The 21,419-nt window shown below is 64.7% G+C and carries 22 protein-coding genes; 8 read left to right on the forward strand and 14 right to left on the reverse strand.

What is annotated here, in order from left to right; all coding sequences use genetic code 11:
- Positions 1-69: 69 nt before the first annotated feature.
- The 3 genes from B1400_RS03700 to B1400_RS03710 form a co-directional block, all read right to left on the reverse strand.
- Positions 70-306 carry a hypothetical protein gene (locus tag B1400_RS03700; RefSeq protein ID WP_095613113.1) on the reverse strand — a complete coding sequence of 79 codons (237 nt, stop codon included), beginning with the start codon at positions 304-306 and terminating at the stop codon, positions 70-72.
- Positions 307-309: 3 nt separating this feature from the next.
- Positions 310-714, reverse strand: coding sequence for a DUF948 domain-containing protein (locus tag B1400_RS03705; protein WP_095613145.1), 405 nt, complete (start codon positions 712-714; stop codon positions 310-312).
- A gap of 90 nt (positions 715-804) precedes the next feature.
- Positions 805-1,482, reverse strand: coding sequence for a histidine phosphatase family protein (locus tag B1400_RS03710; RefSeq protein WP_095613114.1), 678 nt, complete (start codon positions 1,480-1,482; stop codon positions 805-807).
- A gap of 40 nt (positions 1,483-1,522) precedes the next feature.
- Between B1400_RS03710 and B1400_RS03715 the strand changes: the two genes are divergently transcribed.
- On the forward strand, positions 1,523-1,888 hold the full coding sequence (locus B1400_RS03715; protein WP_095613115.1) for a phage holin family protein: 366 nt from the start codon (positions 1,523-1,525) through the stop codon (positions 1,886-1,888).
- A 106-nt stretch (positions 1,889-1,994) separates the two neighbouring features.
- Here the strand turns inward: B1400_RS03715 and rpsD are convergent, their stop codons facing one another.
- The 7 genes from rpsD to B1400_RS09480 form a co-directional block, all read right to left on the reverse strand.
- Positions 1,995-2,621, reverse strand: coding sequence for a 30S ribosomal protein S4 (gene rpsD / locus B1400_RS03720; protein ID WP_095613116.1), 627 nt, complete (start codon positions 2,619-2,621; stop codon positions 1,995-1,997).
- 244 nt (positions 2,622-2,865) lie between these two features.
- Positions 2,866-5,607: an ATP-dependent helicase gene (locus B1400_RS03725; RefSeq protein ID WP_095613117.1), complete on the reverse strand. Its 2,742-nt coding sequence runs from the start codon at positions 5,605-5,607 to the stop codon at positions 2,866-2,868.
- A gap of 274 nt (positions 5,608-5,881) precedes the next feature.
- Positions 5,882-6,349 (reverse strand): Panacea domain-containing protein, encoded by a 468-nt coding sequence (locus B1400_RS03730; protein ID WP_095613118.1) that lies wholly within the window; start codon positions 6,347-6,349, stop codon positions 5,882-5,884.
- Positions 6,350-6,443: 94 nt separating this feature from the next.
- Entirely contained in the window at positions 6,444-6,620 is a 177-nt protein-coding gene (locus B1400_RS09625) for a hypothetical protein (RefSeq protein ID WP_162288168.1), read from the reverse strand.
- A gap of 150 nt (positions 6,621-6,770) precedes the next feature.
- Positions 6,771-7,277 carry a hypothetical protein gene (locus B1400_RS03740; protein WP_133064606.1) on the reverse strand — a complete coding sequence of 169 codons (507 nt, stop codon included), beginning with the start codon at positions 7,275-7,277 and terminating at the stop codon, positions 6,771-6,773.
- Positions 7,277-7,717 carry a Panacea domain-containing protein gene (locus B1400_RS03745; protein WP_095613121.1) on the reverse strand — a complete coding sequence of 147 codons (441 nt, stop codon included), beginning with the start codon at positions 7,715-7,717 and terminating at the stop codon, positions 7,277-7,279. Before B1400_RS03745 ends, B1400_RS03740 begins: the two co-directional genes overlap by 1 nt.
- A 249-nt stretch (positions 7,718-7,966) precedes the next feature.
- The gene (locus B1400_RS09480; RefSeq protein ID WP_095613122.1) at positions 7,967-8,974 is read right to left on the reverse strand and encodes a hypothetical protein; all 1,008 of its coding nucleotides are present in this window, start codon (positions 8,972-8,974) and stop codon (positions 7,967-7,969) included.
- A gap of 305 nt (positions 8,975-9,279) precedes the next feature.
- Between B1400_RS09480 and B1400_RS03755 the strand changes: the two genes are divergently transcribed.
- The 4 genes from B1400_RS03755 to B1400_RS03770 all read left to right on the forward strand — a co-directional run bounded on the left by B1400_RS03755 (position 9,280) and on the right by B1400_RS03770 (position 14,237).
- Complete coding sequence (locus tag B1400_RS03755) at positions 9,280-9,861, forward strand: xanthine phosphoribosyltransferase (RefSeq protein ID WP_095613123.1); 582 nt, start codon at positions 9,280-9,282, stop codon at positions 9,859-9,861.
- Between the two features lie 255 nt (positions 9,862-10,116).
- The gene (locus B1400_RS03760; RefSeq protein ID WP_095613124.1) at positions 10,117-11,601 is read left to right on the forward strand and encodes a nucleobase:cation symporter-2 family protein; all 1,485 of its coding nucleotides are present in this window, start codon (positions 10,117-10,119) and stop codon (positions 11,599-11,601) included.
- Between the two features lie 560 nt (positions 11,602-12,161).
- Entirely contained in the window at positions 12,162-13,019 is an 858-nt protein-coding gene (locus tag B1400_RS03765; protein WP_095613146.1) for a DUF3737 family protein, read from the forward strand.
- 18 nt (positions 13,020-13,037) lie between these two features.
- A complete protein-coding gene (locus B1400_RS03770; RefSeq protein WP_235607309.1) occupies positions 13,038-14,237 on the forward strand; it encodes a MalY/PatB family protein in 1,200 nt (399 codons plus the stop codon).
- A gap of 43 nt (positions 14,238-14,280) precedes the next feature.
- Here the strand turns inward: B1400_RS03770 and B1400_RS03775 are convergent, their stop codons facing one another.
- From B1400_RS03775 to B1400_RS03785, 3 genes are all read right to left on the reverse strand, one after another.
- A complete protein-coding gene (locus B1400_RS03775) occupies positions 14,281-15,318 on the reverse strand; it encodes a transcriptional regulator (RefSeq protein WP_235607310.1) in 1,038 nt (345 codons plus the stop codon).
- 107 nt (positions 15,319-15,425) lie between these two features.
- Positions 15,426-16,934 (reverse strand): alpha-amylase, encoded by a 1,509-nt coding sequence (locus B1400_RS03780; protein ID WP_235607311.1) that lies wholly within the window; start codon positions 16,932-16,934, stop codon positions 15,426-15,428.
- Between the two features lie 94 nt (positions 16,935-17,028).
- Positions 17,029-17,733, reverse strand: coding sequence for a gamma-glutamyl-gamma-aminobutyrate hydrolase family protein (locus B1400_RS03785; RefSeq protein ID WP_095613125.1), 705 nt, complete (start codon positions 17,731-17,733; stop codon positions 17,029-17,031).
- Between the two features lie 134 nt (positions 17,734-17,867).
- Here B1400_RS03785 and B1400_RS03790 point away from each other — a divergent pair, with 134 nt between their 5' ends.
- The 3 genes from B1400_RS03790 (at position 17,868) to B1400_RS03800 (ending at position 20,838) form a co-directional block, all read left to right on the forward strand.
- Positions 17,868-18,806 (forward strand): hypothetical protein, encoded by a 939-nt coding sequence (locus tag B1400_RS03790; RefSeq protein ID WP_095613126.1) that lies wholly within the window; start codon positions 17,868-17,870, stop codon positions 18,804-18,806.
- A gap of 81 nt (positions 18,807-18,887) precedes the next feature.
- Positions 18,888-19,913, forward strand: coding sequence for an adenosine deaminase (locus tag B1400_RS03795; RefSeq protein ID WP_095613127.1), 1,026 nt, complete (start codon positions 18,888-18,890; stop codon positions 19,911-19,913).
- A gap of 268 nt (positions 19,914-20,181) precedes the next feature.
- Entirely contained in the window at positions 20,182-20,838 is a 657-nt protein-coding gene (locus tag B1400_RS03800; protein ID WP_095613150.1) for a P-loop NTPase family protein, read from the forward strand.
- 12 nt (positions 20,839-20,850) lie between these two features.
- Here B1400_RS03800 and B1400_RS03805 read toward each other — a convergent pair whose 3' ends face one another.
- A complete protein-coding gene (locus B1400_RS03805) occupies positions 20,851-21,288 on the reverse strand; it encodes a GNAT family N-acetyltransferase (RefSeq protein ID WP_095613128.1) in 438 nt (145 codons plus the stop codon).
- Positions 21,289-21,419 lie beyond the last annotated feature (131 nt).

Here is a 21,419-nt window from a genome sequence, read left to right on the forward strand (position 1 = left end):
AATGAAAAAGCCAGGGACGGGCCGCTCTCCTGCGCGAGCCCGCGCCCGGGCGCCACGCCGGCGTCCGGCTCAGGAGAGCCTATCCATGTAGCGGCTGTTGAGCTCCGCCTCGCGGGCGCGGCGCACGTCGGTGAACTCGGTGACGAGCCCCTGCAGCGTGCGCACACCGACATGCTCCTGGTCGGGGCCCAGCAGGAACTGGCGCGCCTTGTCGGGGGTATTGGCCTTCACGTAGGCGTTGGCCTTGCTGACGGCGACGACGCCGGCGATCATACCGAGCGCGATCCACAGTAGACGTTTGCGCATGGCTCACTCCCCCTTGGTCCCGGTGGCGGCCTTGGCGGCCTGCGCCGGCTGCTGCCCCTTGTTCATGAACGAGCGTGCCGTGGTCCTCAGCGCGTAGAAGGTCGACGCGAGCTTGATGATCGGTTTGCCGAGGAAGGAGCCGTACAGATTCGTCAGCGCGCCGATGTTGTTGGCGGTGCTCGAGGCGGCCGACGAGATCTCGTTGACGTCGGCGAGCGACTTGTTGACCTGCTGCACCGTCGTCACACCCTCGTCGAGCGCGGGCAGCGCATGGTCCCCGGTCTCCTTGACGGTGTCGGCCAGCTGGTCGAACAGCTTGCCCAGACGGATCAGCGGATAGATCAGGAATCCGGCGAGCACGGCGAACGCTATCGCCGCGATCAGACCAGCAATTTCTCCAGCACCCATGTTCTCGTGCACCTCTTTCCTGTCACGACGTGCATGTCACGGCACGTTTTCCTACCCGCCTTAGGGTACCCAATCGCCCAGACGGGGCGTTCAGCGCCGGTTGTAGGAGACGACGGCGAGCGCCGAGCCGAAGTCGGCGCCGGTGTCCAGATCGAATTCGCTGACCGATCCGTTCGCCGGCCGCTCGCTCAGGGCGTAGCCCTCCGGGGCGAAGCGCTGCATGAGGCTCAGCAGCGTGTTGCCGTGGGAGATCTGCAGGACGTGGTCGCCGTCCTCGAGCGCCGGGTTCGCCGCGATGAGCGCGTAGCCGCCGGCGATGCGCTCCCAGTACTCGGCGTCCGACTCGGCGTCGTGGAAGGGGTCGGCCTCCTTGAGGAAGTCGCGGGTCGCGGCGACGCCGTAGCGTTCGACGATCGCGTTGTAGGAGGGCGCCCCGTGCGGGCCGCCGGCGGCGAGCCACGCCATGTCCATGTCCTGGCCCTCCCAATAGCCGTAGCACTGCTCGCGGAAGTGCATGTCGGCGATCAGCGGCGGACGCGCGTGACCGTGGGATTCGTTGACGTCGAGGATGCGTTCGGCGGTTACCTGCGCGCGCGTCGTGTCCGAGCAGTAGGCGGCGGCGAAGTCGACGCCGGCGAGCAGTTCGCCGGCGCGCGTCGCGTCATCGAGGCCCGCCGCCGTCAGCGGCGAGTTCGACCAACCCTGCAGACGGTTGTAGCGGTTGAAAAGGGTCTGTCCATGGCGGACGAGATGCAGATGAAGGATCATGGTTTCTGATTATCGCACCAGGTTGCCCTATAATCGGCTCATGAAAGGTTTCCTTATTCGCTGGGCGATCCTGACGATCGCCGCGGGCGTCATGGTCGTGCTGCTGCCGGGCATGCATGCCGTGGGCGCCCCGCCGATCCTCGGCGTCGCCGCGTTCTCGTTGTTCATGGCCCTGCTCAACGCGTCGATCAAACCGGTCGTGCAGATGCTCGCGCTGCCGTTCTCGATCCTGACCTTCGGTCTCCTCGCCCTCGTCATCAACTGGTTGTTCATGGAGCTCGCCTCATGGCTCGCGCTCAGCCTGTTCGGCGTCGGCGTCACGATCGACGGCTTCCTGTGGGCGGTGCTCGGATCGCTGATCATGTCGATCGTCAGCGGCATCGTCAGCGCCGCGTTCTCCTCCTGATCATCGCCGCCGTTCCCCTCCAACACGTAAGGCCCCGCGATCTGCATCGCGGGGCCTTACGCTGTATGTCCTTATACTGTATCGGTTTACAGTATGTGAATCCAGATCAGCGGGCGTAGAATTCGACCACGTACTGGATGTTGACCTGCACCGGGATCTCCTCCGCCTCGGGCTTGCGGGTCAGCGTAGCCTTGAGCTGGGCGATGTTGACGTCCAGATAGCCCGGGACCGGCGGCAGCACGTCGCGGTGCGTGCCTTCGGCGGCGATCTGGAACGGGACCATCGTCTGGCTCTTCGGCTTGACCTGGATGGTCTGGCCCGGCTTGACGCGGTAGGACGGGCGGTCGACGATGTTGCCGTCGACGAGGATGTGGCGGTGCACCACGAACTGGCGGGCCTGCGCGGTCGTGCGGGCGATGCCGGCACGCAGCACGAGGGCGTCGAGGCGCGTCTCGAGATCGGTCAGCATCGCGTTGCCGGTCTGGCCGGCGGTGTGCGTGCCCTTCTCGTAGGCGGCGCGCAGCTGCTTCTCGGAGATGCCGTACTGGGCGCGCAGACGCTGCTTCTCGCGCAGACGGACCGCGTAATCGGATTCTGCGCGGCGACGGGTGCGGCCGTGCTCACCGGGGGCATACGGACGCTTTTCGAAGATGCGCTGAGCCTTCGGGGTCAGTGCGATGCCGAGGGCGCGCGAGAGGCGCACCTGACGGCGGGAACGCTGAACGTTCGTCATTGGTTATCCTTCTTTGTTCTGTCGTTGTCTGAACGGAACACGGCGTGGGTCCCACGCCATGCGAGCCAGCCTCTCCAGCGCTTCGCCGTGCATTGCACGAACGATCCGCGACGGACCGCCGATCCGCTGACGGGCCAAGGCTCCAGACGGCGCCGTCCCATTCGAAACGGCACCAATCGTCGATTGTACACCGCAGCCATGGACGAACGCGCGGCGCCCTCATGGCCGGCCGCCGGGAAGGTCCTCAGAGCTTCTCGATTGGCGCGACGCGCAGCATGAGCCTCTTGACGCCGTCGGATCCGAAGTCGACGGTGATGATCGAGTTGCGGCCCTTGTCCTGCGTCTCGAGGACGGTGCCGAGGCCGAAGCTGTCGTGCGAGACCTTGTCGCCGACGTGGAAGTCGTTGATGTCGAGACGATTGTCCTTGTCGAGCGCCGACGCCGGCTTCGGCGACGACTTCGGCGACGTCCTGCGCGTCGTCACCTTCCCCGAGCGCGACGATGCGGACGCCGCCGAGCCGAAGCGCGACGACGAACGCGTCGACGTCGGGGAGGAGCCGCTCACGCCGTAGCTGAAATGGGCGCCGCCGTTGCCCGACGAGGACGAGGAGGAGCGCTCGCGTGCGGCCGAGCCGAAACGCGGCGCCGCGGCGCTGCTGGACGACCGGCCGCGCGATGACGAACCATAGGACGACGAGCCATAGGACGATCCGCCGTACGACGACGAACCGTACGACGACGAACCATACGAGGAACGCCCGTACGCCGATCCGCCGTAGGACGGCTCGGCGAAACCGTCGTCCCAGCCGCCGAACTCGTCGAGGCCGGCGTCCCAGTCGTCGCCGCGACCGTACGACGAGCCGCCATCGGAGCCGCGTCCCCAGCCCGAGCGCATGCGTTCGACGCCGGCCTCACGGCGCTTCCAGTCGATGAGTTCGTCGGGGATCTCGTCGAGGAACTGGCTCGGCATCATCTCGCTCGCCCTGCCCCACTGCGCGCGCACGGCGGCGCGGGTGATGTACAGGTGCCGCTTGGCGCGCGTGATGCCCACATAGGCCAGACGCCGTTCCTCGCTCAGCTCGCTCGTGTCCTCCATCGCGCGCGAATGCGGGAACGTGCCCTGCTCCATGCCGGTGAGGAAGACGACCGGGTATTCGAGGCCCTTCGCCGTGTGCAGCGTCATCAGCGTGACCTTGCCGGTGTCCTCGGCCTCGTCGGGCAGCTGGTCGGAGTCGGCGACGAGCGCCGTCGTCTCGAGGAAGCCGGCGAGCGTCGCGTCGGGCGTGTTCTGCTCGTATTCGGCGGCCACCGACTGCAGCTGCGAGAGGTTCTCGACGCGCGACTGGTCCTGCGGGTCGGTCGACTTCTGCAGCTCCTCGAGCAGCCCGCTCTGCGCGAGCACCTCGGCGACGACCTGCGACGGCTGGCGGTCGTGCTCGGCCGCGAAGGTGCGCAGCTGCGTCATCATCGCCGCGAAGCGCTTGAGCGGGTTGAGCGTACGCGTCGTCATCCCCTCGATCCGGTCGGCCTGCTCGATGCCCTGCCAGAAGGTCAGTCCGCGTTCGTCGGCCCAGACGGTGACCATCGACTCGGCGCGCGCCCCGAGGCCGCGCTTGGGCACGTTGAGGATGCGGCGCATGTTGATGCCGTCCGCCGGGTTGACGATCGCCTGCAGGTACGCGAGCGCGTCCTTGACCTCACGCCGCTCGTAGAACTTCGTGCCGCCGATGAGCTGGTACGGCACATGCGCCTGGATGAGCCCCTCCTCGAGCGATCGCGACTGCGCGTTCGCCCGGTACATGACGGCGACGTCGGAGTAGCGCACGCCCTCCTCCTCGTGCAGCCGGCGGATCTCGTGGGCGATCCAGTGCGCCTCGAGCTGCGCGGTGTCGGCGGCGTAGCCGGTGATCGGCGCGCCCTTGCCGGCGGCCGTCCACAGCTTCTTCGGCTTGCGTCCCTCGTTGTGCGCGATGACGGCGTTCGCGGCGTCGAGGATCGTCTGCGTGGAGCGGTAGTTCTGCTCGAGCATGATCGTGCGCGCATCCGGGAAGTCCTGCTCGAAATCCTGGATGTTGCTGATGTCGGCGCCGCGGAACGCGTAGATCGACTGGTCGGAGTCGCCGACGACGGTGATCCACGCCGGCCCCTGGCGCCCCGCCCCCACGGCGTCCGACGACGGCCGTTCCCCCGAGTCGACGCCGGCGAGTTCGCGCACGAGCACGTACTGCGCGTGGTTCGTGTCCTGGTATTCGTCGACGAGGATGTAACGGAACCTGCGGCGGTAGTATTCGGCGACGTCCGGCTGCGTGCGCAGCAGTTCGACGGTGCGCACGATGAGGTCGTCGAAGTCGACGGCGTTCGCGAGCGCGAGCCGGTGCTGGTATTCGGCGTAGACGATCGCGTAGAGCTCCTCGACGTTGCCGATGTGCCCGATGCGGAAGCCGCGCGTGCCCGGGCGGAAGTCGGGCGCGTACTGGGCGAGCGTCTCGCGCACGCCGGTGAGTCCGTTCTTGTAGTCGGAGATGCGCGCGAGGATCTGGCGCGGCGTGTAGCGCTTGACGTCGATGTTGAAGTCGGTGGCGATGAGCTTGACGAGGCGTTCGCAGTCGGCGGTGTCGTAGATCGTGAACCCGGATTTCAGGCCGATCCTCTCTCCGTCGCGGCGCAGGATGCGCACGCACGCGGAGTGGAACGTGGAGACCCACATGCGCTGCGCGACCGGCCCGATGAGCGTCGACAGGCGTTCGCGCATCTCGGCGGCGGCCTTGTTCGTGAACGTGATCGCGAGGATCTGGCTCGGCCATGCGCCGAAGCGGGTGAGGATCCATGCGATGCGGCGCGTCAGCACGCGCGTCTTGCCTGATCCCGCGCCCGCGCCGATGAGCAGCGCGGGACCCCGGAACTGCACGGCCTGCGCCTGCTGCTCGTTGAGATCGCCGATGAGTTCCTGCGGCGAGCGGACGATGACCTCCGGATCGTTGTGCACTGTCGTGTCCTTTCGTTGCCTGCGTTCGCATGTGTCCGCCGTGCCCTCCCCGGGGACGCGCGCCTGCGTCCCGGGCGGCGCCCCTACGGATGGGTGGTCTCCGTTACGGGCGGCATCAGTCGTACGTATCACGCACGGCGCTTCACCCGCTCGTTACAGGTGGTACTTGACGAAAACCGGCTTTCATTTCTAGCACACGCTTTGGTCAGCAGCCGACGGCCATGGCGACGATGTGCCCAGAGACAATCGAGCGAATTGCCGTACTCAGGAATCGTTAGGCGCGCGCCCTCTTCATGCCTTCGGCAGTCGCGAGAAGACCATAGAAGTCGCGCATGGCCTTATTCGTTATCCGGTTCACGCACAATTCACTTTCAGCCACTCCCCCGCGGGCGTCCAGCCATGGGGTTTCCGACCGGGTCTGATTGATCAGCTCGTAAGGCTTCAGGTCGCCGTAGGCGTCCAGCACGGCGTCGATGCTTTCCCGCTCGTCGGCTGTGATGTTCGAAGCGTCTCCGATGCCGGCGGGTGGTTGGCTGATGCTGATCATGCCGCGATGCTCGTGGTACAGGTCCGGCATGATCGGGCCGTTCATCCACGCTTCGACCCGTTCCGGAAACAAGGAATGCCCTGTCCATGCCAAATGCCAAGCCTGCGCATAGTAGCAGAGTTTCTGGAGTTTCATCGTCGTCATGCGTCCTTGTTGTTGCAGGATGTACGCGGCGACGTCGAACACATCAGCCATGGTTTCTTGTCTTTCGTGTTGCGATGGCTAGGTGGGAAGCTGCCCCCCATGCGCGCGGGGTTGCCGTTCGTGCCGTGCGCTGCGGCTGACCGTTTCAGTCGTTCTTATGCGCCGCCTTCCTCCGGGCGGCCAGCCCTGTCATGATCGACGCCGCCGCACGGGCCTGCGCCTGCTTCCTCAGGTTCCGTTGCGCCGTCCGCATCGACTCCCCGCGAAGCTCCTCCAGCCGGGAGGAATCAGCCAGTCCGGGAATCGTCGTCAATCGCATCATGTGCCTCATGGTTCCATCGTAGCCTCCACGAGGCCACCGCCCTCAAGAACCGTGCAACGACGACCCGCCCGTCGGCGGCAGGCCGCCAAATCCCGCCCCTCCCCATCGTCCCGCGGGAAACGTGATGAGCCCGCGGATGGACCGGACCGGTCAGGTATGCTTCTTTTTGCTCGGCCACACCTCATGGTTCTTGTCCCACCACAGGATATGGAACTCATGGCCGACAAGGAAACCGTACAATCGTGCCGTTCCGCCAAGACGGAACCTGGCTATGGAATCGCCGTCGCACTCGTAACGTTCGCCCAACCGTTGCCGCGCGCTCCTGTTCGGGCAATCACTGAAATTCGTATACAGGCGGAAAGCCCCATAGTCAGGGCTGAGTATCTCGCCCAGAGTGCAGCGTTCGAACTCCCGAAGCTTGCTCAGCAGGTTCACATGATCGGCTTGGGTGATGTTCGCCAACGACCACGGGCAATCCTCGGCGATGTCCACGCAGTCGAAGCGGAACACGATATGGTGTGTGTTTGGCCGGCCGTCGAAACTATCGGCGTTCTTGGGTACCCTGCATGTGGCCGCCCTGCCAAGCGCCGCCTGCGGGACCCGTCCCATGGGACTCTGCGGCTTCACACGGCCGAATGAAGGCTTGTGACGTGCCATCAGTCCGTGAGGGAACCATAGTATTCGGCCATGGCGGCCAAGGTTATCGTCTTGGTGCACCGGGCGCCCACTGGCAGATCCCCGCGCGCATCCTTCCATGGGGCTTCATGGTGGGTGAGCTCACTGAGATGATAGGCGCCCATGGGCGCGTAGAAGCGCAGCACCTCATCGATGTCCTTGCGCTCCCCCTCGGTCAGATTCTGCGGGTCGCCTTTGGCAAGCTCGGATGCGTCAATGTCGAACCTGCCCTTGTGCAGCCGGTACAGTTCCGGCGCCACGGGGCCGTTCGCCCACGCCTCGATCCGTTCCGAAAACAGCGACTTCTCCGCCCATACCAGATGCCATGCCTGCGCGTAATAGCAGAGCTTCTGCAGTTTCATCGTCGTCATGCGCCCCTGCTGCTGCAGGATGTACGCGGCGACGTCGAACACGTTGGCCATGATACTCTCCGCCCTTTTCATGCCGTTACGGTTCCCGTGCCATTGAACGACTCCAGTATCCCACGACACGCCATGGCGGCACAAATCTATATCTAGGGCGCGTCCCCGCCCATGGACACAACATACGGCCCAGCACGCACGGCCCACGCCCCCCACTGAACGGCGAAGGGCGGCACCGGCAATGCCGGAACCGCCCAGAAAGGAAAGTGGGGGCGATAGAAGACACTCCTACCGCCCAACTAGAGACCGTTAGCGGTCATATGTATCGGTTGTGCTGGTGCATAGCGAACCGCATCCGTGTCCGCCGCTGACAGGGCCGCCACCAGTGTTGCCGCCCGTGCTGGGTGCTGCTGGTTTCGGTGTGGTCTGTTGTGGAGCGGTGTACTGGGGCGCGGCGGGTGCCGTGTACTGGGGTGTGGCGGGTGCCGTGTACGTGGGGGTATACGACTGTTGCGGTGCCGTATACGACTGTTGGGCCTGAGCCTGAGCGTTCGCCTGCGCCTGAGCTGCGGCCTGTGCTTCGGCTTCCTTGCGTGCCTTTTCCTCGGCGGCTTTCTTGTCGGCGTCCTGCTTGGCTTTCACACTCGCGTCCACCTTGCCCATGAGGTCCTTGAGCTGCTTCGCCTGCGAGTTCATCGCCTTGACGTCTTCGCCGTCCTTGGTTTTGGTGGCCTTGTCGATCAGGGTTTTGAGCTCCTTGCGGGTCTTGTCGTCCTTGACCTTGCCGTCCGTCGCCTTGTACTTGGCGGTCGCCGCCTTGACCTGCTTGTCGAGTGCGGTCTTGGCATCCGCGAGGGTCTTGGCGTCATGCGACTGGTTGACCGCGTCCACTGCCTTCGACAGGTCGGCGGTGTGCGTGTCATACCATGCCGTGTTCTTGTCGATGCGTTCCTTCGCCTCGCGCAGCGCGTCCACGCCGGACACGTTGCATGCGGCCAAGGCCGGCGTCTCCTCCTTGTAGGTTTTGGCGAGCGTGGTGACGACGGCCGCGTCCTCGACCTGCTTGTCGGTGATCTTCACGGCCTCGGCCGCGTCCTGGTCGTGCAGCGTGTCGTACTTGTTGCGCGCCACCCGCAATGCTTCGCTCGACTGGGCGCACGCCTCCTTCGCCTCCGCCAGCTGTGCGGACGCGGAATGCTGGTAGATGGCGACCGCGCCGCCGGCGGCCAGAATGGCGACCAGCAGCGCCGAGACGCCGATGATGATCCGCTTCTTCTTGCGGCTGTCGGTGTTCTTCGCCGAAGTCAATTCACCCATGATTGTTCCCTTCAATCAACCGTTTGCCTTTGCCTTCACCTTAATTATTCATGGCGTCGTAGTCCAACCCGGATGGGCTCGCTCCGCGTGTCGGGACATGCCCCGTTAATCGCGCCGCTCGTCGATCCGGAGAGCGCAAGCGCCCGCTGCTGCTCGACGCTCCGACGTTCCTCCGCCTCGTCATTTGCACGGCGTAAGGTGGGACGCCATCACCACGTCCCGCGCGCACCGCACCCCGATCCGGCCCCGCATGGGCATACGCGACGGCGGACGCGCACGACCATCCGAGGAAAGGAACGGCATCGATGAAGGAACTTGAGGAACGCATCGCGCGAGAGGGAACGGTCAAGCCGGGCAACGTGCTCAAGGTGGACGCGTTCCTCAACCATCAGTGCGACGTCGCGCTGTTCAACGCGATGGGCGCCGCGTGGGCCGAGCATTTCGCCGGCAAGACGATCACGAAGATCCTGACGATCGAAGCGTCCGGCATCGGCATCGCCTGCATCGCCGCGCAGCATTTCGGCAACGTGCCGGTCGTGTTCGCGAAGAAGGCGCAGTCGATCAACCTCGACGGCGACCAGTACGTGACGCGTGTCTTCTCGTTCACCAAGCAGAAGGAGTTCCCGGTCATCGTCTCGAAGAAGTTCCTCAACACGGGCGACCACATCCTCATCATCGACGACTTCCTCGCGAACGGGCAGGCGCTCGCCGGCCTGATCGAACTGTGCGAGGACGCCGGCGCGACCGTCGAGGGCATCGGCATCGCGATCGAGAAGGGCTTCCAGGGCGGCGGCGACGGCCTGCGCGCCGAGGGCTACGACCTCGATTCGCTCGCGATCATCGATTCGATGGACGCCGAGACCGGCACCGTGGCCTTCCGCGCATAGCGCAGCTCGCCCCTTCCCTGCGGGGCGCCGCGCAGACACTGGGAAGAGGCCGATGGTCATCGCCTCCGGCTTCTTCCGCGTTTGCGTCTGCACGATTCCCGTTTTTCCGTTTTTCATCCTCATCGTCATTGCGCGATCCCCCCGTCGGCCGCCCCGCACCGCATAGTCCGCACCGCATAGTCCGCACCGCATACTCCGCGCCGACCTTCCCATGCCGCCATCATTTTTTCCCCCATCACTACCCCTGGAGACGATATGACACCCACCGACGATCCGAACACCACGGCACCGACGAGCGACCCCGATCCGTCGGACGGGGCCGGAACCCTCGAATCCACCGTCGTCACCGACGAGCTCAAGCGCGACGAGGCGGCGGCCACGGCCGCCGAGGAGCGCCGCGAGGCGAAGCGCTCCGGCGTCTCCTTCGAGACGCTCTCGAGCCTCGACGCGCCGGTCTCCTTCTGGAAGGGCATACCTTTCGGCCTGCAGCATGTGCTCGCGATGTTCGTCGCCAACCTCGCACCGATCTTCCTCGTGGCCGCCGCCGGCAACATGTCCGCGGCCGACTCCGCGAAGATCATCCAGTCCGGCCTGCTCGTCGCCGGCCTGGGCACCTGCCTGCAGCTGTACGGCGTGTGGCGTTTCGGCTCGCGTCTGCCGATGGTCACCGGCATCTCCTTCACCTACGTCGCCGCCGCCATCGCGATCGTCTCCCATCAGGGCTACGGCGCCGTCGTCGGCGCCGTCATCGTCGGCGGCCTGCTCGAGGTCGTCCTCGGCCTGACGGCGAAGTACTGGCAGCGTTTCGTCCCGCCGATCGTCTCGGCGATCGTCGTCACCGCGATCGGCTTCTCGCTGCTGTCGGTCGGCGCCGAAAGCTTCGGCGGGGGCGCCGGCGCGAAGGACTTCGGCAGCTGGCAGAACCTCACGCTCGGCCTGATCTCGCTCGTCGCCTGTCTCGTGTTCCAACTGTGCATGAAGGGCACCGCCAAGCAGCTGTCCGTGCTTTTCGGCCTGCTGATCGGCTACGTCGCCGCGCTGTGCTTCGGCAAGGTCGATTTCAGCGGATTCGCGCATCTGCAGGTAGTGAGCCTGCCGTCCGTCATGCCGTTCAAGCCCGAATTCGACTGGGGCGCGATCATCTCGATCGGGCTGCTCTACGTCGTCTCGTCGGTCGAGGTGCTCGGCGACACGGCCGCGCTGACGAAGGTGGGTCTCGACCGCGAGCCGACGCAGCGCGAGACTGCCGGCGCGATTGCCGGCGACGGCCTGATCTCATCGGTGTCGGGCGTCTTCGGCTGCCTGCCTCTGACGTCGTTCGCGCAGAACATCGGCCTGGTCGCGATGACGAAGGTCGTCAACAGGAAGGTCATCCTTTCCGGCGGCGTGCTGCTCATCCTCGCGAGCTTCGTGCCGGCCATCTCCGAGGTCTTCAACTCGATGCCGCAGGCGGTGCTCGGCGGCTGCACCATCATGATGTTCGGCAACATCATCCTCTCGGGCTTCCAGATGATCTCCGACGCCGGCTACACGCAGCGCAACATCACGATCGCCGCGCTGTCGCTGACGATCGGCATCGGCTTCACGCAGGTCTCGAGCATCTTCGAGCATTTCCCGCCGCTGTTCCAGTCGATCTTCGCGTCGAACTGCATCGCCGTCGCCTTCGTCGTCGCCGTCATCCTCAACGTCTTCCTGCCGAGCGAGGAGCATTTCCTCGCCACGCCGAAGCAGACGAAGTGAGCTGATCCGACGGCCGCTGCGAGGGTCCCGTCGCGATTGAACCGCACCCCGAAAGTCGGATCGGAAATATTCCGATCTGGTTTTGGAGGTGCGGTTCATTCAGTTCAGAACGCGGCGGGACCCCTCGTCGTTCCTGCCCTGTTGCCGCCCACCCATCTTCCCCGCTACCGATAAGCGCCTCCCTACAGGACGCGCATCGCATGTCCCTCTTACCGGCAGCCGCAATCACCCACTGCCGATACGCGATCCCTTACGGGATGCACCGCGTGCCGCCCGCTACCGGTAGCGTCTCGCCGGGCCGCCACCGATACGCGATTCCCTACGGGATGCATATCCCTTCGCTACCGCCTCCGGCGTCATGCCGGCGACGAATGGCGGCCTTGCCGATTTCGAATACGTCGCCGGGAGAACATCGGCGCCGTCCACGAGGGCCGTCCCTACAATGATTCGTGAATCCGGCCGCCCATGGGACGCGCCGGCGCGCACAAGGCCGCCGACACCGCCCGCAGGCGCACGGCATGAGGACCTTGAAAATACACAGGACAAGGAAAGACATAGCGATTCAGGAAATCCGTGGACAACGACTCACCGGCGAACGCGCGCTGTTCGCGCAGCGTGACGCGCTCATCGAGGACTGCGTGTTCGAGGACGGCGAATCCCCGCTCAAGGAGTCGAGGGACGTCACCGTCAAGGACACGGTGTTCCGCTGGAAGTACCCGCTGTGGTACGGCGACCACGTCGAGGTGACGAACAGCCTGTTCGAGTTCAACGCGCACGCCGCGTTCTGGTACTCCAGGCACATGCGCTTCGCCGACTGCACGATTCAGGTGCCCAAGGAGTTCCGCCGCAACGAGGACGTGACCGTCGAACGCACCGCATTCACCGACGCGGCGGAGACGTTCTGGCAGTGCCGCGACGTCACATTGCGCCATGTGAGCGCCAGCGGCGACTACTTCGCGATGAACTGCGAGGACATGGACATCAGCGACTTCCAGCTCACCGGCAACTACTGCTTCGACGGCGCGCGCGACATCACGGTGGAACGCGCGCGGCTGTTGTCGAAGGACGCATTCTGGAACTGCGAGAACGTGACGGTGCGCGACTCGTTCATCAGCGGCGAATACCTCGCATGGAACACGAGGAACATCACCTTCGAGAACTGCACGATCGAAAGCCTGCAGGGCCTGTGCTACATCGACAGACTGACGATGAGGAACTGCCGTCTGATCAACACGACGCGCGCGTCCGAATACTGCACCGGCATCGACGCGGACGTCACGACGCATGTCGACGGCGTCGTCAACCCGGTCTCCGGCACGATCCGCGCGGCCGGATTCGGCGACGTCGTGCAGGACGATCCGGCGATCGACACGAGCAAGGTCCGGCTCGTCGACACGACGAAGACGGCCCGCGCGTAGAAGGAAGGAAGGCACGACATGGACATCAGCGAACATCTCCCCCAGTTCGACCTCCCCGTCGACCGTTCCGGCATCTCGTCGATGAAATGGGACGTGACCGACGGCGAGCTGCCGATGTGGGTAGCGGACATGGACTTCCGCACCGCGCCGGCGATCCGCGAGGCGCTGTCCGGACGCGTCGCCAACGGCACCTTCGGATACACCGACGTCCCCGCCGCATGGAACGACGCCGTCGCCGGATGGTGGCGACGGCGCTACGGCATGGACGTCGACCCCGGGCATGTGACGTTCACGACCGGCGTCATCCCGGCGATCTCCTCGCTCGTGCGCTCGCTGACGAACGTCGCCGAGAAGGTCGTCATCCAGCCGCCGGTCTACAACATCTTCACGAACTCGATCGTCAACAACGGCCGGCGCGTGCTGGACAACCCGCTGCGCTATGCCGACGGCGTCTACTCGATCGACTTCGACGACCTCGAAGCCAAGCTCGTCGACCCGCTGACGCGGCTGATGATCCTGTGCAATCCGCAGAACCCGAGCGGCAACGTCTGGAGCGCCGACGACCTCGCGCATATCGGCGCGCTGTGCGCCGCGCACGACGTCACGGTGATCTCCGACGAGGTGCACTGCGACGTCGTGCGTCCCGGCGTCGTCCATACGCCCTTCGCCGCCATCAACGACGTCAACCGTTCGATCTGCGTGACCTGCTCGTCGCCTTCGAAGGCGTTCAACGTGGCCGGGCTGCAGTCCGCGTATTTCATCTGCGACGACGCCGGCCTCAGGGCGCGCGCCGTGCGCGGCGTCAACACCGACGAGGTCGCCGAGCCGAACGATTTCGCGGTGTTCTCGACAATCGCCGCATACACCGCGTCCGACCAATGGCTCGACGACCTGTGCCGCGTCGTGCAGCGCAACAAGGACTATGTGGCGGCGCGTCTCGACGCCGACGCCGACGAACTGCTGCGGATGGTGGCATCGGACTCCACCTATCTGGCGTGGATTGACTGCTCCGGCCTGCTCGGGCGCGTCGGCGACATCACGGCCGAGCGCTTCTGCGAGCATCTGCGCGAACGCACCGGGCTCGTGCTCTCCTACGGCGGCATCTACGGGGGGAACGGTTCGAGGTTCCTGCGCATGAACCTCGGCACATGCGCCGGTCTGGTCATCGACGGCGTGCGCCGTCTGCTTGAGGGCGCCGCGTCCTATGCGCGGCGCTGAGGCGGCCGACCGGTGACCCCGGCATGCCGCATATACGTCCCCGTCAGTCGAAGTCGGGCTCGTAGCGGCGGCGCGCCACGCGGATCACGCACCAGCGCAGCACGAGCGCGACGACGGCCGTCACCACGAGCGGCAGCCAGAAGTACGGCGAGCGGAAGCTGGGCAGAAAGTACAGGCCGAGCGCACCCAGCACGCCGATCGCCACGGCGAAGTTGGTCAGCGACGACGACAGGTCGCACAGCTTCTTCTCGCCGAGCCGCATCTCGCGACGCTCGTCGGTCTCGCTCTTGCCCAGCTCGTAGACGTTGATGTTGCGCAACGCCCGGAAGTTGTACAGGAACAGGTCCGTGCGCGTCGCGTACAGACCGCCGAACACATAGCACCACACCCCCGCCGCGATGCTCGTCTGCGCGACGCCGGCGGCGACGTCGTCCGGCATGGCATGTCCGTAGGCGAGCAGCACCCCGTGCGTGATGAGGATCACCGCCGTCCCCAGCATCACGAGCGCGGCCCCGCGAATCCATCCCTGCCGCCGCTGCGCCGCGGTGTAGAACTGCTCGATGCGGTTGAAGGCGGCATCGTATTCCAAGGCGTCCTCATGCGTGCGCTTGAGCAGCATATAACCGACCAGTATGGCGACGATCTCGACGATGAACGATTCGGGATGCCGCTGCAGATGCGGCAGTTCTACCAGTTCCTTGGTCATGAGCCCGATCAGGCGGTCGAGTCCCCTGATCACCTCCTGCACATCCGCGGTGTTGCGTTCGGGAAGCGCCTGCAGGAACCTGCCCGCCGCAAATCCGAGGATGATGATCGCCACACCGTTCGCGATCCGCAGCGCCCGGTTGGTCGCATGATGGTCGTATCCGAAACGATCGTCCTCCTCGGCCAATCTCTGCGTGCGTCTCGCCTGCGCCCGAACCGCGGCGTCGTGCGCCTGCGCGGTGATCTCCTCCCGTATCCGCGCCGTCCCCGCCGTCGCGTGCGTATCGCCGCCGTCTGCCTCTTCCGTCATCATCGCACCCTCTCCCATGCCGCCCGTCTGTCCGATCGCCGTATGGCCGCCGCAGCCCTGCATCATCGGCCTCGTTCGTTCCAGTCTAGAAGACGCGCGGCGACACGCGCCGCGCCTATGCTCTCAGAGGGATTGCGCCGTCGGACGGCCGTTCGCGGCGTGCGGCGCCGCGCTCATCCCTCGCCCAGCGCCGTACGCATCCCCTCGTAGTCGCCGGCGTCGATGTAGACCGCGCACGCCCCTGCGGGGCAGCGCAACCAACCACGGCCATCGTCTCCTACGGCGACCGCGGCCTGCGGATGGCAGACGTCGACGAGCATGCGCGACGCGAGCGCCGCATCGGACACCTCGCGTTCGGTCGCCTCCTGCGCGGTGTTGAGCACGACGCACACCGGATGGTCGCCGCCCACGATCCAGCACAGCGAATGGGCGGTGTCCCCGGGCTGCGCCGCCATGGCGTCGCCCAGCAGATGCGCGCGGATCCACACCATCCGCCTCAGCATCGGCATCGGGGGTATGCGGTCATGCGCGATGCCGTGGTAGTCGCCGAGGAACACGCACGGCATCGCGCAGTCGCGCAGCAGGATGTACGCGTACGCCAACGGCTTGAACCAAGGGGCCACCCATGATTCGAGCGATTGCCCGGGCTGCGTGTCGTGGTTGTCGACGAAGGTGCACGCATACGCCGGTTCGCGTTCGTATAGCGTGCCCGCGTCCAATCCGCGCAGGTCGAACCCGTCGGGGTTCTTCGAGGCCTGCTCGAAACGGAAGTGGAGCGCGACGTCGAACAGCGTCATGCAGTGGCCGCAGTCATGCAGGTAGGCGGTCAGCTCATCCACGTTCCCCGACCAGTATTCGCCGACGGCGAGGTCGGGATGGCTGCCGTGCCGACGCATCGTGCGCAGCCACGGCGCGAAGAAGCGGGCGTCGATGCTTTTGACGGCGTCGAGGCGGAATCCGTCGACGCCGGTCGTCTCGGTGTACCACACACCCCAATCGGTCAGTTCCCCGGCCACCACGGGGTCGTTGACATCGACGTCGTCGCCCATGATGTAGTCGAAGTTGCCGCGCTCATGGCTCACATGGTCGCTCCACCGCTTGCCGTCGAAGCGCATGATGCCGGTGCTTCCGTCATTCGCCGTGTAGTCGGTGCCGGTGAAGTCGCGCCAGTTCCAGCGGAACGTCGAATACGCGCCGTCGCGTTCCGGGAAGTCGTAGACGGTGTCGAGCGTGCGTTCGATCGCCGTGCCGTCGCTGACGGTGCGGTCGTCGACGTCGACGATGCGCGTCCTGACCCTCTCCTCGCCATCGGCGCCCATCCGGTGGTTGAGGACGACGTCGGCGACGACGCGCAGGCCGCGGCGCCGCAGCTCGCCGATCGCCTGGAGGTACTCGTCGCGCGTGCCGTATTTCGTCGGGATCGATCCCTTGGCGTCGAATTCGCCCAGATCGTACATGTCGTACACCCCGTAGCCGACGTCGGCGTCGCCGCCCACACCTTTGTATGCGGGGGGAAGCCAGACGACCGTGAACCCGTCGTCGATCAGCCGTGCGGCCTGCGACGAGAGCCGCCGCCAGAGCCGATGGTCCTTCGGCAGATACCATTCGAAGCACTGCAGCATCGTCTCATGCCTCGCGCCCGCCGCCGCATCCGTCATATCCGTCGCACCCTTCGTAGTCATGCGCATCCATTGGGTCCGCTGCCGTCCATCCTCGGTTCCATGCTAGCCGTATGCGCCACCTCTACGCCCGTAGCTTGCGATGCGGGCGGCGCCGTCAGCGCGCGCAGGCGTCCACGAAGGAGCGGAACAGCCGCCGACTGGCGTCGTCCGTCCCGTACCGGAACTCCGGATGCCACTGCACGGCCCGGAAATACGAGCTTGCAGGCCTGTGGACCGCCTCGACGAGCCCGTCCTCGCTGACCGCCATCGCCTCAAGCCCATCGCCGAGCGTACGGATCGCCTGATGATGGTAGCTGTTGACGGCGAGGCCGTCGGCATGCAGCTCCTCGTGCAGCGGCGTCCCCGCGACGATGTGCACCCGATGGACGGGACGGTCGTACGGCGGCCGCTGATGGTGCTCCACACCGTCCGGCCACTCGCTCGGCAGATCCTGGTACAGCGTGCCCCCGCAGCACACGTTCATGATCTGCAACCCGCGGCATATGCCGAACACCGGCTTGCCATGCCCGAGCGCGAGGCGCAGCAGCGCGAGTTCCATCGAGTCGCGCGCGCGGCTGCACACGATGTTGTCGAATCTGGGCCGCTCCCCGTAGCGTCGCGGATCGACGTCATGGCCGCCGGTCATCAGCAGACCGTCGCACAGGTCGAAGATCTGCCGTATCTCATCATCGTCGGTCGTCAACGCCGGCATGAACGGCACGGCGCCGGCCTCGCGCAGCGCATCCATGTAGCCGGGCAGCATCCACAGGCTTTCGCGCTCGTCATCGACGAGCGGCATCACGGCGATCACGGGTCTCATGCACATCCTCCTCATGCTCGAATCGGCACGGCCGCATCCCAACCTATCCGGATTCGGCATGCAACCGGTGACGAGCCGATTACAGCCCTGTTTCGGATAGTGCGATGGATCATTCCCGCCACACCGTGTATCCTATGGGCATGGAATCCGCAGCACCGCAGCAGGAACCGATGCGCGAGGCAGCCGCGCGTTTCGTCGAACAGCACGCCCGTCCACTTGAACTCGCGCAATACCGCGTCTTCTTTGCCGAAGGCGACCCGAATGAAGTGGTCAACGCGCTGCTTCCATTCCAGAATGCCGACGGCGGCTTCGGCCATGCCCTCGAACCGGACAATTGGAATCCCGACTCCACACCGATCACCACGAACGATGCGTTGTTGCGGCTGTATGACGCCGGAGCGCTCGACCTCAATTCGGGCACCGCCAAGCACATCGCGCAGTATCTGCTGTCTGGAGCGGAATTCGACGCTCACGCCATGCGGTGGCGCTTCGCGGTCAGTGGCAATATCGACCATCCGCATGCCATCTGGTGGGAACGCCGCGGCGATGGCATCTTCGGGTGGAATCCCACGGTCTCGTTGGCCGCGTTCCTTGTCTGCATGCATGCGGAAGGCCCCTGGGAGGCATTGCTCACCGAGGCGTTCGATACGTTGGTGCAGTCCGGCGCATCTTCCGGGGATGAACTCACCTGCTTCATGTTCGCGTGGGAATTGCTCAACCGTGAGCAGATCGAAGGCATCATTGATGGTGAACGGGCACGTACCGCGATCATCCGCGCGATTGACGCCACCGTATGCCGCGACACCGCACGCTACAGCACCGAATATGTGACGATGCCCTCCACGTTCTTCCGCAGTGCCGACTCGCCGTTCCTCGTGGAGTCCTTCGCACCGTTCATTCAAGCCGAACTCGAGACACTGCCTGCACGGCAGGCTCCGGACGGCGGGTTCGACATCAGCTGGCAGTGGCATACCGATTACCCGGAGGCCTTCGCGCAGGCCCGCAATTGGTGGCGTCCTCGTGTCACGTTGGACAAGCTCAGGTTCCTCACCGCGTTCACGAACGGTGGATGAGGCTTCGGTGCCGCGCTGGCGGAGCACGGAACAGGTAGAATATGGGAATCCGTATCCGATGCCGTCAGGGAACGAGGAATCATGGTGGATGAAGCAATGCAACAGGCGCTCGCAACGATGCCGAAATGCGAACTGCACCTGCATATCGAGGGGACGCTCGAACCCGATCTGGCGTTTGCGTTGGCCGAGCGCAACGGGGTCGCATTGCCGTGGGAGAGCGTCGACGAGCTCAAGACGCAGTACGAGTTCGGGGATCTGCAATCGTTCCTCGACCTCTACTATGCGTTGATGAAGACGCTGAAGACGAAGGACGACTTCAAGGACCTCATGGTCGCCTATCTCACACGGGCGAACGCGGATGGGGTCAAGCACGTCGAGGTTTTCTTCGATCCGCAGGTGCATGTATGCACGAATGGTTTGGATTTCAACATGGTGCTCGACGGCCTCCTTGAGGGAATGATGATAGGCCGCGAGCGCTTCGGCATCACCGGTGGCCTCATTCTGAGTATCGTGCGCGACATGGATATCGATTCAGCGGACATGATCCTCGATCTGGCGCAGCCGCGGAAAGACGAGATCCTCGGCATCGGCCTGGATTCAGCGGAAGTGGGCTATCCCCCGGCCCGCTTCGTCGAGCAATTCGCGCGGGCGCGGAGATTTGGCTGGCATTGCGTGGCGCACGCCGGCGAAGAGGGGCCGGCGGCATACATCCGCGATGCGCTCGATCTGCTGCACGCCGAGCGCATCGACCACGGCATCCACATCCAGAACGACCATGAGTTGCTCGAGCGCGTTGTGCGCGATGGGATCCCGCTCACCTGCTGCCCGTTGTCGAACCTCAGGCTGCAGGTCGTGCACGATATGCGCAAGCATCCGATCCCTGAGTTCCTGCACGAAGGACTCATGTGCACGGTCAATTCGGACGATCCCGCGTATTTCGGCGGCTATGTCGCCGCGAACTACGCCGCGCTCGCCGATATCGGCATGTCGATGGAGGAATTGGCGGCGCTCGCCGGCAACTCGATCGACGCGTCGTTCGCTTCGGATGGGCGCAAGGTGCAGCTCCATGAGGAGCTCGCCGCGTGGCGCACGCAGCACGGCCTGTGATCATGCCATATGCATCATCATTCGCCGGTCTCATATGGTTCGACACACACCGGCAACGCGTGCTTGAGTGCATCGACCATCCTTGGACTCAAAACAACGATTCCCTCAGGACCATCATGAATTCATGAAAGGCAACAGCATACTCTCGACCGAGTTGTATGTCGTTTCATTTCGATATATCACCATATATCACCTTGTATTCGGTTATATCACCGTATATTCGTGGATGTCCGTACACACCACATATCCATCGCTGTACCATGACATCATGAGCGCACATGAGATAAACACCCGTCTGATCATCGTCGAAGGGCTGCCCGGCAGCGGCAAGAGCACGACGGCCGCAATGGTCGCCGCCGAACTCGAAGCGCGGGGGAAGGACGTCGTCTGCGTCGACGAAGGAGCCGCGAACCACCCCGCCGATGTCGGCGACTACGACTTCCCTGATTTCGCGAGCGAACGCGCCACGATACTCGATACATGGCGCGCGTTCGCAGCCCGCGCCGAACCTGATACAACCTATGTGTTCAATTGCGTCCTGCTGCAGAACCCGATGTGCGAGACGATGATGCGGTTCGGCATGAACGAGGATGAGTCACGACGGTATATCGGTGAAATCACGGCGATCATCGCACCGCTGCATCCCGTCGTCATCTACATTGACGCACCGGATGCGAAAGCAGTGATTGATGGTGTCCTCGAGGAGCGCGGTGATGGTTGGCTCAACGCCGTCATCGATTACCACACGGCACAAGGGTACGGGGAAGCGCATGGGTTGCGCGGATACGAAGGGTACATCGCGTGCCTTGAAGAGCGCAGAGAGCGGGAGCTGCGCATCCTACGTTCACTTCCGGTTGACAGCCACATCATCCCGCCGTTGAGCGATGCCAAACGGATATCGGCATTGGTAGATTCCATAGGCTGACGCGCCCCCATCCTACAGCCACTGGATGAACGCGGTCTTGTCGGTGCTGTTGTAGCCGGCATGGCGATAGAAATCGAGGGTCTTCGGATCATCAGAGCCGGTGAGCAGCATCATCTTGTAGCAGCCGGCCCGCTGCGCGAGCGCCTTCGCATGGTTCAGGCACGCGGTCGCGTACCCCTGTCCACGTGCATCGGCGCGCGTCACGACGTTCTCAACGAACGCATACGGACGTACGCCACGCGTCAGATTCGGAATGATGACGCATACGCACGAGGAGACGATGTCCCCATCGTGCTCGCATACGATGAGGTGATGGTCGGGATCGGCGAGGACGCGCACCCACGTGTCGCGCAGACGCCCGTCGTGTTCCGGAATCGACTGTTCATGCAGATCGAGATACAGCTCAAGCAATGCGTCAAGGTCCTCCTCACGCGCTTCCCTGATCACCATCGCCCATCTCCTTCCCTTCAGGGAAACCCCCTTACGATCATGCACGATTATCGCGCAGCGCCCGAAGCCCGATCGTCACCGTCTCATTTCCGCGATGATAAACCGCGCAAGGATCCCGACCACCGACCACA

The organism is Bifidobacterium italicum (assembly GCF_002286915.1).
Taxonomy (GTDB): Bacteria; Actinomycetota; Actinomycetes; order Actinomycetales; family Bifidobacteriaceae; genus Bifidobacterium; species Bifidobacterium italicum.